The organism is Marinobacter sp. NFXS9, assembly GCF_040148665.1.
Classification (GTDB): Bacteria; Pseudomonadota; Gammaproteobacteria; order Pseudomonadales; family Oleiphilaceae; genus Marinobacter_A; species Marinobacter_A mangrovi.
Map to the genome: position 1 here is coordinate 451,112 of NZ_JAGDDW010000002.1, position 15,951 is coordinate 467,062.

A 15,951-nucleotide genomic window follows, 5' to 3' on the forward strand; every position below is an offset into this window, starting at 1 on the left:
CCCGAAGGCTCAGGCCACAGTGGCTTCTGAGGCCTTCTTGGTGTAGTTCTCCATCTGGTCGAAGTTGAGATAGCGATAGATCTCTTTCGACATGCTGTTCAGGTCCTTGGCGTACTCCATGTACTCCGCCGGAGACGGGAGTTTGCCCAGTACCGCACCGACCGCGGCCAGCTCGGCAGAGGTCAGGTACACGTTGGCACCATCACCGAGACGGTTCGGGAAGTTACGGGTGGAGGTGGACAGGACCGTGGACTTCGGCGCCACCCGTGCCTGGTTACCCATGCACAGGGAGCAGCCCGGCATCTCGGTGCGTACACCGGCGGTGCCGTAGGTGTTGAAGTAGCCTTCCTCCATCAGCTGCTCCTGGTCCATCTTGGTCGGCGGAGACATCCACAGACGGGTGCTCAGGGCGCCCTTGTGTTGCTCCAGCAGCTTACCGGCGGCCCGGAAGTGACCGATGTTGGTCATGCAGGAGCCGATGAACACTTCGTCCACCTTGTCGCCGGCGACTTCGGACAGGAACTTGGCATCGTCCGGGTCGTTCGGGCAGCAAACGATCGGCTCCTTGATGTCGGCCAGGTCGATCTCGATGACGTGAGAGTACTCGGCGTCCTTGTCGGCACGCATCAGGCTCGGGTTGGCCAGCCACTCTTCCATCTTCTGGGCGCGACGCTCCAGGGTGCGAGGATCGCCATAACCTTCGGCAATCATCCAGCGCAGCATCACGATGTTGGAACGCAGGTACTCGGCCACGGAATCTTCGGACAGGTTGATGGTACAACCGGCCGCAGAACGCTCGGCAGAGGCGTCGGACAGCTCGAACGCCTGCTCGACGGTCAGGTGTTCCAGACCTTCGATTTCCAGGATGCGACCTGAGAATTCGTTGATCTTGCCCTTCTTCTCAACGGTCAGCATGCCTTGCTTGATGCCGTACAGCGGAATCGCGTGGACCAGGTCACGCAGGGTGATACCCGGCTGCATGTCGCCCTTGAAGCGCACCAGAACGGATTCCGGCATATCCAGCGGCATCACACCGGTCGCCGCGGCAAACGCCACCAGACCAGAACCGGCCGGGAAGGAGATGCCCATCGGGAAACGGGTGTGGGAGTCACCACCGGTGCCGACGGTGTCCGGCAGCAGCATGCGGTTCAGCCAGGAGTGGATGATGCCGTCACCCGGACGCAGGGCGACACCGCCACGGGTCTGGATGAAGTCCGGCATGGTGTGCTGCATTTCCACGTCGACCGGCTTCGGATAAGCCGCGGTGTGACAGAAGGACTGCATGACGAGGTCAGACTGGAAGCCCAGGCAGGCCAGGTCTTTCAGCTCGTCCCGGGTCATCGGGCCGGTGGTGTCCTGGGAACCGACGGTGGTCATTTCCGGCTCGCAGTAGGTGCCCGGACGGACGCCTTTGCCTTCTTCCAGGCCGCAGGCCTTGCCGACCATCTTCTGGGCCAGGGTGAAACCCTTGGTGCCGGCTTCCGGATCTTTCGGCAGGCGGAACACGTCGGTTGCGCCCAGACCCAGTGCTTCGCGGGCCTTGTTGGTCAGGCCACGACCGATGATCAGCGGAATACGGCCGCCGGCCTGAACTTCGTCCAGGATCACTTCGGACTTGAAGCCGAACTCGGAGATGGTCTCACCAGCCTCGTTCAGGATCTTGCCTTCGTACGGGCGAATGTCGATGACGTCGCCCATGTTCATGTTGTCGACCGGAGCCTCGAATACCAGGGCGCCCGCGTCTTCCATGGTGTTGAAGAAGATCGGAGCCACCTTGTTACCGATACAGACACCGCCGGCGCGCTTGTTCGGCACACCCGGGATGTCTTCGCCGAAGTACCACAGCACGGAGTTGGTGCCGGATTTACGGGAAGAACCGGTACCCACAACGTCACCCACGAAGGCAACCGGCAGACCCTTGGACTGGATCTCCTCGATCTGCTTGATCGGGCCGGTCACGCCGGGCTCTTCCGGCTTCAGGCCATCGCGCTCCATCTTGTACATGGCGCGGGCGTGCAACGGGATATCCGGGCGGGACCAGGCATCCGGAGCCGGGGACAGGTCGTCGGTGTTGGTTTCACCGGTGACCTTGAAGACCACCATCTTGGTGCTCTCGGGAACCTTCTTCTTGTTGGTGAACCACTCAGCGTTGGCCCAGGATTCGATGACGGACTTGGCAACGGCGTTGCCGGCGTCCATCTTTTCCTTGACGTCGTTGAAGGCGTCAAACATCAGCAGGGTTTTCTTCAGCTGCTTGCCGGCCAGTTCGGCCAGTTCCGCGTTATCCAGCAGCTCGACCAGCGTGGCGATGTTGTAGCCACCCTGCATCATGCCCAGCAGCTCGACGGCCTTGTTCTTGTCGATCAGGGGAGAGGACGCTTCGTCCTTGACGATGGCGGTCAGGAAAGCGGCCTTGACATAGGCGGCTTCGTCAACGCCCGGCGGAATGCGGTTTTCCAGCAGGTAAACCAGTTCCTCTTCTTCACCGGCCGGCGGGTTCTTCAGCAGCTCAACCAGTGCAGCCGTTTGCTCGGCGTTCAGGGGCTTGGGAGGAATGCCCAGTGCCGCGCGTTCTTCAACGTGTTTACGATACTCTTCTAACACGGTAAGACCCTCATCAGTTTGGAGACCCTGCTGTGTACAAAGGAGGCACTGAATAAATAGATTACGGTTCCTTCCAGACGGAGCGCGACGAGGGCGGGGAAGGGCAAGTTACTTATTCAGTGGCTCCTGTTGAATTGCAGGGGGTTATTGGTGACCCGGGCATCGACTCTGATGTCCAGGCAGTGTCCCGTCCGGCTAATTCACTCGTTTCAGGGCGTGCCGATCATTGGGTCAGGGCAACCCGCGAGAGGCAACGGATGAATGAGCTAGCCCCACAGGACTCCGGTAACAGGCACGGAATTCTATCGGAAATCACTGACAAAGTTAAGATGGACTCATGTGGGTGAGTTTGTCATACGCCTACATGGGCTTGTGTATAATGCGCCGCGAACACAGCCAGATAATGGAATTATGCAATCCGCTCTAGACGATATTCACGCCTTCCTTCCCTGTCGCACCCCGGATGCATGGATCGGGAATGCGCTGGAAAATCAGGAAGTTTTGCTGATTGACCACGCCCACTGCGAAAAAAAGGCGGCGTCGACGGCGCTCAGCCTGATGTATCGCTATGTGGACAACCCCGACCTGCTGCACAAGATGTCGCGTTTGGCCCGAGAAGAGCTGCGCCACTTCGAGCAGGTGCTCTCGATCATGAAAAAACGGGGCGTGACCTACGATCACCTGACGCCGGCTCGTTACGCGGCCGAACTGCGCAAGGAAGTCCGTAGCGATGATCCGGGAAGGCTGGTCGATGTCCTGATTGTTGGCGCCATTATTGAGGCCCGGTCCTGCGAACGGTTTGCAGCGCTGGCGCCGCACCTGGATGAAGCGCTGGCAGACTTCTACACCAGTCTGCTCAAGTCCGAAGCGCGGCATTACAAGGATTATCTGACGCTGGCAGAGAAGGCGGCCGGGGCATCCATCAGCGATCGTGTGGAGACCTTCCTCAATATAGAGAAGGCGTTGATAGAGCAACCGGACAGCGAATTCCGCTTCCACAGCGGGCCGGTAACGTCTCCTCTATAGCCTGCAGTGAACCGTACCGGCGCACTTCATTCGGCGATCGTTAAAGCTCCCGGCACAGTTCCATCCAGCGTCCGATCCCCGCACTGCGGTATTTCTGCCGGTGCAGGATGAAGTAGAACTGGCGGTCGAATTTGCGATAGTCCGGTACGCTCAGGGGGACCAGACTGCCGCGCCGGAAAGCGTCCGCCAGGCAGACCCGTGAAAGACAGCCGATGCCCAGGTTGGCTTCCACCGCTCGCTTGATCGCTTCGGTATGTTCCAGTTCCAGCAGGATATTGAGATCCGGCAGGATGCCGTGCATGCCGCGCTCGAAGGTCTGACGCGTACCGGAGCCGAGTTCCCGCATGACCCAGGTCGCCTGGACCAGATCCTCGTCCGTCAGTGTTGCCCGATCAGCGAGCGGGTGTTCTGGCGAGCAGAACACCACCAGTTCATCAGAGCGCCAGGGAATGACCTCCAGATCGTCCGATTGCAGCTCGCCCTCGATCAGCCCAATGTCCAGCTCGAAATCTTTCACCCGACGCGCGACTGTGCTGGTGTTGGCCACTTCCAACGATACCTTGGCGTGCGGCTGGGCGCGCATGTAGCGTGCCATGACGCCGACGGCCAGGTAGTTGCCGATGGTGAGCGTGGCGCCGACTTTCAGGGCGCCGACTTCGGTGTGCTGGTCCAGCGCCAATTCCAGCTCCCGGCCTCGGGCCAGCAACGCCTCTACCTGAGGTCGGAACAGTCGGCCCAACTCATTCAGCTGTAAGCGTTTTCCGATACGGTCGAACAGCTGGATATCGAACTGGGACTCCAGTTCCTTGAGCGCACTGCTCGCTGCGGACTGTGACATGGCCAGTGATTCCGCGGCTCGCGTGATGTTCTGGGTGTTGGCGGCCGCCAGAAAAACTTCCAGTTGGCGGAAGGTGTATCTCATTATCGGTATTTCCGAATAAGGTTATGAAAATATCCCATTTTGTCGATAGGTTACTCCTGCGGTAAGCTGTGCTCAACTTTCAGGCGTACAAACGCCCAACACAGATACAGCTGCTTCAGGAATAGATCGTTATGAGCAATATGAATCGCGAAACTGTCACCAGCGTTCGCCACTGGAACGATACGCTGTTCAGCTTTACGACCAGCCGGGATCCCGGTTTCCGCTTCAAGAACGGTCATTTCATCATGATTGGTCTGGAGCAGGAGGGGAAACCCCTTATGCGCGCTTATAGCATCGCCAGTGCCAACTATGAGGAAGAGCTGGAGTTCTTCTCCATCAAGGTGCAGGACGGCCCGCTGACCTCGAAGCTGCAGAAGATTCAGGTCGGCGACGAAATCCTGGTGAGCCGCAAGCCGACGGGCACGCTGGTGGTTGATCACCTGCTGCCGGGCCGCAACCTGTATCTGATCAGCACCGGTACGGGTCTGGCGCCGTTTCTGAGCATTATCAAGGATCCGGAAGTGTACGAGCGCTTCGACAAAGTCATCCTGACCCACGGTGTGCGCCACGTGTCCGAGCTGGCGTACCAGGACGAAATCAGCGGTCTGCCGGAGAACGAATACTTCGGCGAAATGGTCCAGGGCAAGCTGCTTTACTATCCGACGGTGACCCGCGAGGAATTCCGCAACCAGGGTCGTCTGACGGACCTGATGGAAAGCGGCAAGCTGATGTCCGATCTGGGGCTGCCGGCCTTCAATAAGGAAGATGACCGCTTCATGATCTGCGGCAGTCCGAGCATGCTCAAGGACACCTGCGCCATCCTCGACGCCCAGGGCTTTGAGGAAGCACGTCACGGTGACCTCGGCCACTATGTGATCGAGCGGGCCTTCGTGGAGCGCTAATGCGCGAATGACTCGGGCCTGGCTCAATAAAAAAAAGGGACCTTGGCGGTCCCTTTTTTTGTGCCTGCGTGAGAGGCGGAATCAGCGGAAGGCTTCCTTCTTGAGTTCCGGCGCCTGATCCGGGCCAACTTCGATCCACCACACATGGGAATCCCAGTCGCCCAGCACAAAACGCTTGGCCGGTTCGCCGTTGGCTTCCAGATCGTGGATGGCAGGGCGGTGGGTATGGCCGTGGATCAGACGCTGCACGCCATGCTCCTCCATTACCCGGACCACTTCATCTTTCGTGACATCCATGATGTCTTCTTTCTTGCCCTGATTCTTCGCCATGCTCATTTCCCGCAGCTGCCGGGCGACCACCTGACGGTCCGCCAGGGGGCGCTTCAGGAACATCGCCTGCCACTGAGGATTGCGCATGTTGGCGCGGAACTTCTGGTACTCGACGTCGGCGGTGCACAGGCTGTCGCCGTGCATGAGCAGGGTGGGCGTGCCGTAGAGGTCGACCACCGTCGGGTCGTTGAGCAGGGTGCCGCCGACCCGGTTGCAGTAGTCCTCGCCGATCAGGAAATCCCGGTTGCCGTGCATCAGGAATAAATCGACGCCCTGGTCGGTCAATGACTTGAGGGCGGCCGCCACTTCATCCTGCAGCGGCGTGTGCTCGTCGTCGCCGATCCAGGCCTCGAAGAAGTCGCCCAGGATGTACAGCGTCTCGGCGTGGACCGCTTTGTCTTTCAGGAAGCCAAGAAAGGCGTCGGTGATGTCCCGACGCTCTTCCTCCAGGTGAAGGTCCGATATAAAGAGCGTGGTCACGCCGCGCCTCCGTCCTCCAGGACTTCGGCAGACTCGATCACCACGTCTTCAGCCGGCACGTCCTGGTGACCCTGGCGCATGGTGGTGCGGACGCCGCGAATGTTGTTGACGGTATCCATGCCTTCAACCACCTTGCCGAACACGCAGTAACCCCAACCCTCGGCGGTTTCCGCGGTGTGATCCAGGAAGCCGTTGTTTTCGACATTAATAAAGAATTGGGCGGTAGCGGAATGTGGATCCATGGTCCGTGCCATGGCGACGGCGCCGATCATGTTGCTCAGGCCGTTGTTGGCTTCGTTCTTGATCGGCTCACGGGTCTTGCGGGGCACCATGCCGGGTTCAAAGCCGCCGCCCTGAACCATGAAGTTGCCGATGACACGGTGGAAGATCAGGCCGTCGTAAAAGCCGTCGCGCACATACTGTTCAAAGTTGGCGGCGGTTTTCGGGGCTTTGTCGTGGTCCAGCTCGATCTTGATGTCACCGTGGTTGGTTTTCAGCAGAATCATCGGGGGTTCCTGTGTTGGTCTCGCGTTAAAACGTTCATTTCCGGGCACGCTGCTCCCCGGAAACCGGATCGTCAAAAAAAGTTAAGGTAAATTGTACGCGCTCGCGCCGCCGGATGCATGAGATACGGCCTCATCTATGCGTATAATAGCGGTTTTCCATCGACCACCAATTCAGAGTATCTATGAGCGCAGAATCCCGAAAAGCCAATAACTTTATCCAGAACCTGATCGAGGAAAGCATTGCCAGCGGTCAGCATCAGGGCAAGGTGGTAACCCGGTTCCCGCCGGAGCCCAATGGATATCTGCACATCGGCCACGCCAAGTCCATTTGCCTCAATTTCGGCATTGCCGAAACGTTCGACGGCGACTGTACCCTGCGCTTCGACGATACCAACCCGGAAAAGGAATCCCAGGAATACATCGACGCGATTACCCGGGACGTGAGCTGGCTGGGTTGCGAGTGGGCCGGGGAGGTCCGTTACGCGTCCGATTACTTCGATGCCATCTACGACTTTGCGGTGGAACTGATCGAGAAGGGGCTGGCCTACGTCTGCGCCCTGAGCGCGGATGAGATGGCCGAGTATCGCGGTACGCTGACCGAACCGGGGCGCAACAGCCCGTATCGCGACCGTCCGGTGGAGGAGAACCTGCGTCTGTTCCGCGAGATGCGTGAAGGCAAGCACGACGGCGGCTCGCTGGTACTGCGCGCCAAAATCGATATGGCGTCGCCGAACATCAACCTGCGTGATCCGATCCTCTACCGCATTCGCTTTGCGTCGCACCACCAGACCGGTGACAAGTGGTGCATCTATCCGATGTACGACTTCACCCATCCGATTTCCGACGCGATGGAAGGAGTGACCCACTCACTGTGTACGTTGGAGTTCGAGGACCATCGCCCGCTGTACGACTGGGTGATCGATAACATTTCTGCGCCGTGCAAGCCGCGTCAGATCGAGTTTGCCCGACTGAACCTCAACTACACGATCACCAGCAAGCGCAAACTCAAGCGCCTGGTGGACGAAGGCTTTGTGGAATCCTGGGACGACCCTCGCATGCCGACCATTTCCGGTATGCGTCGTCGCGGTTACACCCCCCAGTCCCTGCGCAATTTCTGTGACATGATCGGTGTGAACAAAGCCGGCGGCATCGTGGACATGGGCATGCTGGAGCACGCCATCCGCGAAGACCTGAACGCCCGCGCGCCGCGCGCCATGTGTGTGATGCGCCCGCTCAAGGTGACGCTGATCAACTATCCGGAAGGTCAGTCCGAAACCCTGACCCTGCCGGTGCATCCGCAGGATCCGGACATGGGCACCCGTGAGGCACCGTGGACGCGTACCCTTTACATCGACCGCGAGGATTTCGCCGAGGAGCCGCCGCGCAAGTGGAAGCGGTTGGCGCCGGATCAGGCGGTCCGCCTACGCGGCGGTTATGTGATGACCTGTCGCGAGATCGTCCGTGACGACAGTGGTGAGATCGTTGAGCTGCGCTGCGAATACGACCCGGCCACATTGGGCGTGAACCCGGACGGCTATAAGCCCAACGGCGTGATCCACTGGGTCTCCGCCGAAGACAGCATCGAGGCTGATGTCTATCTGTACGATCGTCTGTTCAACCACGAGGCGCCGGACAGTGACAAAGACGTGGATTTCGTGACGCACATCAATAACGAGAACCTGGTCGTCAAGGAAAACGTGCGCGTTGAAAAGAGCCTGGCGGAACCGCGTAGCGATATTCCCTACCAGTTCGAGCGTGAAGGGTATTTCTTCCTGGACGGGCAGCGTTCCCGTGACGGGCGTCCGGCATTCAACCGGACTGTGACCCTGCGTGATTCCTGGGCGAAAGCCAACAAGTAAACCGTGATCGTACTGAACCCACATTTTTGGACCCGAATACCGTGATTCAACTTTACAACACCCTGACGCAGAGAAAGGAACCCCTGAAGACGCTGGAGCCGGGCAAGGTTCGCATGTACGTCTGTGGCATGACGGTTTACGACTTCTGCCATCTGGGGCATGCCCGGGTGCTGGTGGCGTTCGACGTGATCACCCGGTATCTGCGCCACAGCGGTTACGACGTCACCTACGTGCGCAACATCACCGATGTGGACGACAAGATTCTGCGCCGGGCGGACGAAAACGGTGAGGCCTTCACCGCATTGACCGAACGCATGATCGAAGCCATGCATGAAGACGAGCGGGCGCTGGGCGTCATTGCGCCGGACCAGGAGCCGCGGGCGACCGGTCACATGGACGACATGCTGCGCATGATCCAGACCTTGATCGAAAAAGGCTTTGCCTACGCCGCCGACAATGGCGACGTGTATTTCGCGGTGGAGCAGTTCGATGGCTACGGCAAGCTGTCCAAGAAAAAGCTGGACGATCTGATTGCCGGCGCCCGGGTAGACGTGTCTGAAGTCAAGCGCAGTCCGGCGGACTTCGCCCTCTGGAAAGCGGCCAAGCCCGGCGAAGTGAGCTGGCCGTCACCCTGGGGCGATGGCCGTCCCGGCTGGCATATTGAGTGTTCGGCCATGTCCACCTGCTGCCTGGGCAACACGTTCGATATTCATGGCGGCGGCCCGGATCTGCTGTTCCCGCACCATGAAAACGAAATCGCCCAGTCCGAAGCGGCCACCGGCCAGCCGTTCGTGAATTACTGGATGCATGCCGGTGCGGTGCGGGTCAATAAAGAGAAGATGTCCAAATCCCTGGGTAACTTCTTTACGATCCGTGAGATCCTGGAGAAATACCCGGCGGAGGTGGTGCGCTACTTCCTGGTATCGAGCCATTACCGCAGTCAGGTCGACTATTCCGAGGAAAATCTGGCAGAGGCTTCAAGCACGTTGACGCGGCTTTATCATGCCCTGCGCGGTCTGAAGCCTGCGGTCGATGTTCCGGAAACGGATTACGACGCGCGGTTCCAGGCGGCTATGGATGATGACTTCAATACCGCTGGCGCGAATACCGTATTGCACGCGCTGGCTTCCGAGATCAACCGGCTGAGACGTGATGGCGAAGAGGTTGAGGCCTCGCGGCAGGCGGCGGTCCTGGTTCGACTCGGTGGCGCGCTCGGGCTGCTCCAGCAGGACCCGGAGGCCTTTTTCCAGTCGGGATCCGGCGAAGGCCCGAGCGCTGAAGAGATCGAGCAGCAGATCGAGGCCCGCGCCGAGGCCCGCCGCAACCGGGATTTCGCCGAGGCGGACCGGATTCGGGATACCCTGGCGGAGCAGGGCGTCATTCTCGACGATTCGCGCGAAGGGACGAGTTGGCGCCGGGCATGAATTTGTCCGTATTATCCCTTACACTAGCGCGCTCAAAGATAACGGGTGGTCGGACAGGGCGTCGGCCGCCGTCAAGAAAGTAGGGTGGGCGAAGCGGCCTCAAAGAAGTCGCGCCCATACCCCGGCACACAGAAACCACTGAGGCGATAACGATGACAGAACGCGTCCAAGTCGGCGGCCTGCAGGTCGCGAAAGTCTTGTACGACTTTGTGAACAACGAAGCGATTCCCGGTACCGGTGTTGATGCTGACAAATTCTGGGCAGAATTTGACACCATCATTCACGAGCTGGCGCCGCGTAACAAGGCGCTGCTGGCCAAGCGTGACGACATCCAGGCGAAGATGGATGCCTGGTACACCGAGCGCAAGGGCCAGCCGATCAACATGGACGAGTACCAATCGTTCCTGAAAGAGATCGGTTACCTGGCTGACGAGCCGGCGGACTTCAAGATCACGACGTCGAACGTCGATCCGGAAATTGCCACCATGGCGGGCCCGCAGCTGGTGGTTCCGGTGATGAACGCGCGTTTTGCACTGAACGCCGCCAACGCCCGTTGGGGTAGCCTGTACGACGCGCTCTACGGCACCGACGTGCTGTCGGAAGACGACGGCGCTGAGAAAGGTCGCGGCTACAACCCGGTGCGCGGCGCGAAAGTTATCGAGTACGCCCGCAACGTGCTGGACAGCTCTGCACCGCTGGCCAGCGGCAGCCACAAGGATGCGGCCAAGTACACCGTCGAAGGCGGCAAGCTGGTGGTCAAGCTGCAAAACGGCGACACCACCGGTCTGAAAGACGAGTCCGGCTTTGTCGGCTACACCGGCGCTTCCGGCGAGCCGACCGGCATCCTGCTGGTCAAGAATGGCATGCACTTCGAAATCCAGATCGATGCCTCCCATCCGATCGGCAAGGACGACGGCGCGCACGTGAAAGACGTGCTGGTTGAGTCGGCCCTGACCACCATCATGGACTGTGAAGACTCCATTGCCGCCGTTGATGCCGACGACAAGACGGTCGTCTATCGCAACTGGCTGGGCCTGATGAAAGGCGACCTGCAGGAAACCTTCGAGAAAGGCGGCCAGCAGGTCACCCGTAAGATGCACGGCGATCGCAACTACACCGCCGCCGATGGCTCGGATCTGAGCCTCAAAGGTCGCAGCCTGATGTTCATCCGTAACGTCGGCCACCTGATGACCATTAACGCCATCCTGGACAAGGACGGCAATGAGATTCCGGAAGGCCTGATGGACGGCCTGGTCACCTCCCTGATCGCGATCCACGACCTGAAAGGCAATGGACCGCTCCAGAACTCCACCACGGGCAGCGTCTACATCGTTAAACCGAAGATGCACGGTCCGGAAGAAGTGGCCTTTACCAACGAATTTTTCGGCCGTGTCGAAGATGCGTTGGGTCTGCCGCGCTTCACCCTGAAAGTCGGCATCATGGACGAGGAGCGTCGCACGACGGTGAATCTGAAGTCCTGTATTGAAGCCGCCAAAGAACGCTGTGTGTTTATCAACACCGGCTTCCTAGACCGTACCGGTGACGAAATCCATACCTCCATGGAAGCCGGTCCGGTGATCCGCAAGGGCGACATCAAGGGTGCTGCCTGGATCCAGGCTTACGAGCAGTGGAACGTGGATGTGGGTCTGGAAGCGGGCCTGAAAGGTGTTGCCCAGATCGGTAAGGGCATGTGGGCCATGCCGGACATGATGGCCGCCATGATGGAGGCCAAGATCGGGCATCCGAAGGCGGGCGCCAACACCGCGTGGGTTCCGTCACCGACGGCCGCCACCCTGCACGCGCTGCACTACCATCAGGTCAATGTGGCGGATGTTCAGGATCAGCTGGCCAAGCGCGAGCGCGCGAAACTGGAAGACATCCTGACCGTTCCGTTGCTGAAGGATCCGAAGTCCCTGTCTGCAGACGACATCCAGCAGGAACTGGACAACAACGCCCAGGGTATCCTGGGTTATGTGGTTCGCTGGATCGACCAGGGTGTCGGTTGCTCCAAAGTGCCGGACATCAATGACGTGGGTCTGATGGAAGACCGCGCGACACTGCGGATTTCCTCACAGCACATCTGCAACTGGCTGTACCACGGTATTTGCACCGAAGAGCAGGTGATGGAAACCATGAAGCGCATGGCCGCTGTGGTCGATCGCCAGAACGCAGGTGATCCGTCCTACCGCAACATGGCGCCGGACTTCGATGACAGCGTGGCCTTCCAGGCGGCCGTCGATCTGGTCTTGAAAGGTCGTGAGCAGCCGAATGGCTACACTGAGCCACTTCTGCATGCCTACCGTCTGAAGGCGAAAGCCAAGTACGGTCAGTAAGCAAACGGCTACAAAAAAACCCCGCCTTGTGCGGGGTTTTTTTGTGCCTGGTCGGTAGCGGCGGATAAGCCGCTACGTCAACCCGATGTTACTGGTCCTTGTGCAGCTCGTTGGCGGCATACAGGGTGTTCTGAAGCAGGGTGGCAATCGTCATTGGGCCAACACCGCCAGGTACCGGCGTAATATAGGCCGCGCGTTCGGCGGCTTTCGCAAATTCCACGTCGCCAATCAGCTTGCCGTCCGCGGTGCGGTTGATGCCCACGTCGATCACTGTGGCGCCGGGCTTGACCCAGTCGCCCTTGATCAGGCCGGGCTTGCCCGCGGCGGCGATCAGAATGTCCGCCTCGCCGACGAAGCGGGCCAGGTCGTCCGTAAAGCGGTGGGCAACCGTCACGGTCGCTCCGCGCAGCAGCAATTCCATCGCCATGGGGCGCCCGACGATATTGGACGCGCCCACGATGACGGCGTGCTGACCTTTGTAAGGTGTCTTGATGGAATCCAGCAGGGTGATGATGCCGGCCGGCGTACAGGGGCGCAGTTCCGGCAGGCGCTGGACGAGGCGACCCACGTTATAGGGGTGAAAACCGTCCACATCCTTGTCCGGGCGAATCTTCAGCAGGATGGGGTCGGCATCCAGCGGCTCGGGGAGCGGAAGCTGTACCAGAATGCCGTCGATGGCGGGGTTTTCGTTGAGCTCGTCGATGAGCGCTTCCAGGGCCTCCTGGCTGGTGTCAGCCGGCAGGTCATAGGACAGGGAGAGAATGCCGGCTTTGTCGCAGGCCTTGCGCTTGTTGCCCACGTACACCTGCGAGGCGGGATCTTCCCCGACCAGGACCACGGCCAGCCCCGGGGCTCTCAGGCCCTGGTCGATACGGGCCTGCACACCCAGCGCAACGTCCTCTCGAACCTGGGCGGCGATTTTCTTTCCATCAATCAGTTCTGCTGTCATTACATGTATAATCTGGTTTGTAGGCGGGGCAGCCGCCCTGCCTGAGCGAGTGATCACGGGACAGGCACGGCAGTCGGATCAGTCTGCGGGAGCAGACCGACGCTTTCCGACGGCTGGTCGTTTCGACCGAGGGGCGCTGTCCGGGAAAAGAGCGCGGTATTGTCTCATGGTTCGGGCTTTCGGCCAACGCAGCCCGGTCGATTGGAAACTAATCTGAAATCCGTGTTGACGGGCCCCGGAACCGCCGGTATCATTCGCGCCAACTTTGCTGAGGCATCTGTTGTTCAGGTCATCAGGAACGGGGTATAGCGCAGTCTGGTAGCGCGCCTGCTTTGGGAGCAGGATGTCGGGAGTTCGAATCTCTCTACCCCGACCATCCCTTGAAACCTGGTCATTCAGGTGGGCGAAAGGTCAAGCGCCCGTAGCTCAGCTGGATAGAGCAACGGCCTTCTAAGCCGTGGGTCGTAGGTTCAAGTCCTACCGGGCGCGCCATAACCCCGGCGGGTGAGGGCTCCTCGGGAGCGCGAGCCAGGCCCCCAGCAAAGTTGGGAATAAGCGCCAGCTTATCCTGTTGAAGGCGCTCGATGTCGTCTGAAGGCTCGAGTGACAATGTGGTGGACGTAGCTCAGTTGGTAGAGCTCAGGATTGTGACTCCTGCGGTCGAGGGTTCGAACCCCTTCGTCCACCCCACTTTTCCCGGCTGTTTGATTCCCCGTTGACTGGATCCGGCGTTGGCAACACACTGCCATCAAAAGATCGGTTATCGATTGGCGAGAGTGGCGGAACTGGTAGACGCGCTGGATTTAGGTTCCAGTGGGGCAACCCGTGAGAGTTCGAGTCTCTCCTCTCGCACCATCCTCTTCCTTCCTTAATAAGATGATCCCGTGGCCCGCTTGCGGTCAGTCTATCCACGAATGTGCAAAGTCCGTGCGCCAGACGTTCTCTCGGCGACCAAAAGCATGATAAAATGGCTGTTTAGTTTTCGCAGGCCTGAGTGGAATTATCTGCGTCCGTTCTGGATTTCGCGTTCGACTCAACCTGTGTCCATTAACTTATTGAACCGGTAATTCGAGGAACTTCCATGCAAGTGTCTGTAGAAACGACGTCCAACATCGAGCGTCGAATGACGATTGGTGTGCCCGCTCAGGAAATTGATCAGGCTGTTCAGAAGCGTCTGCAGGAAACCGCGCGCACCGTTCGCCTGAACGGCTTCCGTCCGGGTAAGGTGCCTTTGAGCGTCGTCAAACGTCGTTTTGGAGCGGGTGTTCGCCAGGAAGTGGTCAGCGAAGTCATGCGCGACAGCTACGTCAAGGCGCTGGAAGAGAAGGAAGTGAACCCGGCTGGCTGGCCGCGTTTCGAACCGAAAGTCATGGAAGAGGGCAAAGACCTCGAATTCGTGGCTATTTTCGAAGTGCTGCCGGAAATCGAACTGGCGGATCTGGGCACGATCGAAGTTGAAAAGCCGAAAGCCGAAGTGGCTGACAAAGACGTCGACAAGATGATCGATACCCTGCGTCGCCAGCAGGCTGATATGAAGTCCGTCAAGCGCAAGTCCAAGAAGAAGGACGTTGTGACCATCGACTTTAAGGGTTACATCGACGGTGAAGCTTTCGAAGGCGGTTCCGCTGAAGGCCACAAGCTGACTCTGGGTTCCGGTCAGATGATCCCGGGCTTTGAAGAAGGCATCATCGGCGGCAAGGCCGGTGAAGAGCTGGAAATCGAAGTGACCTTCCCTGAGGATTACCAGAACGAAGAGCTGGCCGGCAAAGCGGCCAAGTTCGAGATCACGATCCACACCGTTGAAGAACCGATCCTGCCGGAACTGAACAAGGAATTCTTCGAGAAGTTCGGTGTGAACGCCGAAGACGAAGAAGGCTTCCGCGAGGACGTGAAGAAGAACATGGAGCGCGAGCTGAAGCAAGCTGTCTCCAACAAGGTCAAGAACGACGTCGTTGAAGGTCTGGTCGAAGGCAATGACTTCGAAATTCCCCAGGCGCTGATCGACCAGGAAATCGACCGTCTGCGTCAGGATGCTGTCCAGCGCTTTGGCGGCCAGATGCAGATGGACCCGCAGCAGCTGCCGGCTGAGCTGTTTACCGACCAGGCCAAGCGCCGTGTCAAGACCGGGCTGCTGTTCCAGGAACTGATTCGCCAGAACGACATCAAGGCAGATGCCGACAAAATCGACGAGAAGATCCAGGAGATCGCATCTACTTACGAATCACCGGATGAGGTGATTGCGCATTACAACAGCAACCCGCAGCAGAAGGCGCAGATCGAATCTGTGGTGCTGGAAGACGCGGTTGTTGATCATGTGCTGGCCCAGGCCAAGGTGAAAGAGAAGAAGATGAAGTACGAAGAAGCCGTTGCTGCAGGCCAACCGCAGCAGGGTTAACGCTTCGTTTCGAAAAGCGACCGTTTCGGGGCGGACATCGCGCCCCGAAACCGCTACGCTGCATGACGGAACAGCCGGAATTTCCGGCTGTTTTTATCTGGGGTGGTGAATTGTCAGGGCAACAGGACAGCGCCGTCCCGGATCTTCGAAAGGCATGCTGAGGCCAAATCAAGGCGCGCTCAGTTGACTTCCGGTACGGTGATCCCCATATCATCCGCTGG

11 protein-coding genes and 4 tRNA genes are annotated in these 15,951 nt (G+C 59.2%); 10 read left to right on the forward strand and 5 right to left on the reverse strand.

Annotation, left to right across the window (positions count from 1 at the left end):
- Positions 1-9 precede the first annotated feature (9 nt).
- Positions 10-2,604 (reverse strand): bifunctional aconitate hydratase 2/2-methylisocitrate dehydratase, encoded by a 2,595-nt coding sequence (locus J3364_RS05685; RefSeq protein ID WP_349557430.1) that lies wholly within the window; start codon positions 2,602-2,604, stop codon positions 10-12.
- Positions 2,605-3,015: 411 nt separating this feature from the next.
- Here J3364_RS05685 and J3364_RS05690 point away from each other — a divergent pair, with 411 nt between their 5' ends.
- Positions 3,016-3,630 (forward strand): MiaE family protein, encoded by a 615-nt coding sequence (locus J3364_RS05690; RefSeq protein ID WP_349557431.1) that lies wholly within the window; start codon positions 3,016-3,018, stop codon positions 3,628-3,630.
- Positions 3,631-3,670: 40 nt separating this feature from the next.
- Here J3364_RS05690 and J3364_RS05695 read toward each other — a convergent pair whose 3' ends face one another.
- A complete protein-coding gene (locus J3364_RS05695; protein ID WP_203140718.1) occupies positions 3,671-4,552 on the reverse strand; it encodes a LysR family transcriptional regulator in 882 nt (293 codons plus the stop codon).
- A gap of 131 nt (positions 4,553-4,683) precedes the next feature.
- On the opposite strand from J3364_RS05695, the gene J3364_RS05700 reads away from it, so the two are divergent.
- Positions 4,684-5,454, forward strand: a complete 771-nt coding sequence (locus tag J3364_RS05700) for a ferredoxin--NADP reductase (RefSeq protein ID WP_123633350.1) — start codon at positions 4,684-4,686, stop codon at positions 5,452-5,454.
- Positions 5,455-5,535: 81 nt separating this feature from the next.
- Here the strand turns inward: J3364_RS05700 and J3364_RS05705 are convergent, their stop codons facing one another.
- Entirely contained in the window at positions 5,536-6,264 is a 729-nt protein-coding gene (locus J3364_RS05705; RefSeq protein WP_349557432.1) for a UDP-2,3-diacylglucosamine diphosphatase, read from the reverse strand.
- The gene (locus tag J3364_RS05710; protein ID WP_123633352.1) at positions 6,261-6,770 is read right to left on the reverse strand and encodes a peptidylprolyl isomerase; all 510 of its coding nucleotides are present in this window, start codon (positions 6,768-6,770) and stop codon (positions 6,261-6,263) included. Before J3364_RS05710 ends, J3364_RS05705 begins: the two co-directional genes overlap by 4 nt.
- Before the next feature lie 182 nt (positions 6,771-6,952).
- Here J3364_RS05710 and J3364_RS05715 point away from each other — a divergent pair, with 182 nt between their 5' ends.
- The 3 genes from J3364_RS05715 (at position 6,953) to J3364_RS05725 (ending at position 12,386) form a co-directional block, all read left to right on the forward strand.
- On the forward strand, positions 6,953-8,629 hold the full coding sequence (locus J3364_RS05715) for a glutamine--tRNA ligase/YqeY domain fusion protein (RefSeq protein ID WP_349557433.1): 1,677 nt from the start codon (positions 6,953-6,955) through the stop codon (positions 8,627-8,629).
- A gap of 41 nt (positions 8,630-8,670) precedes the next feature.
- Entirely contained in the window at positions 8,671-10,053 is a 1,383-nt protein-coding gene (gene cysS / locus J3364_RS05720; RefSeq protein ID WP_349557434.1) for a cysteine--tRNA ligase, read from the forward strand.
- Between the two features lie 152 nt (positions 10,054-10,205).
- Entirely contained in the window at positions 10,206-12,386 is a 2,181-nt protein-coding gene (locus tag J3364_RS05725; protein WP_349557435.1) for a malate synthase G, read from the forward strand.
- Positions 12,387-12,474: 88 nt separating this feature from the next.
- Here the strand turns inward: J3364_RS05725 and folD are convergent, their stop codons facing one another.
- On the reverse strand, positions 12,475-13,335 hold the full coding sequence (gene folD / locus J3364_RS05730; RefSeq protein ID WP_349557436.1) for a bifunctional methylenetetrahydrofolate dehydrogenase/methenyltetrahydrofolate cyclohydrolase FolD: 861 nt from the start codon (positions 13,333-13,335) through the stop codon (positions 12,475-12,477).
- Between the two features lie 299 nt (positions 13,336-13,634).
- Between folD and J3364_RS05735 the strand changes: the two genes are divergently transcribed.
- From J3364_RS05735 to tig, 5 genes are all read left to right on the forward strand, one after another.
- Positions 13,635-13,711, forward strand: a tRNA-Pro gene (locus J3364_RS05735).
- A gap of 39 nt (positions 13,712-13,750) precedes the next feature.
- Positions 13,751-13,827 (forward strand) — tRNA-Arg (locus tag J3364_RS05740).
- 122 nt (positions 13,828-13,949) lie between these two features.
- Positions 13,950-14,025 (forward strand) — tRNA-His (locus J3364_RS05745).
- Between the two features lie 80 nt (positions 14,026-14,105).
- Positions 14,106-14,190 (forward strand) — tRNA-Leu (locus J3364_RS05750).
- A 226-nt stretch (positions 14,191-14,416) separates the two neighbouring features.
- Positions 14,417-15,730 carry a trigger factor gene (gene tig / locus J3364_RS05755; protein ID WP_349557437.1) on the forward strand — a complete coding sequence of 438 codons (1,314 nt, stop codon included), beginning with the start codon at positions 14,417-14,419 and terminating at the stop codon, positions 15,728-15,730.
- Positions 15,731-15,951 lie beyond the last annotated feature (221 nt).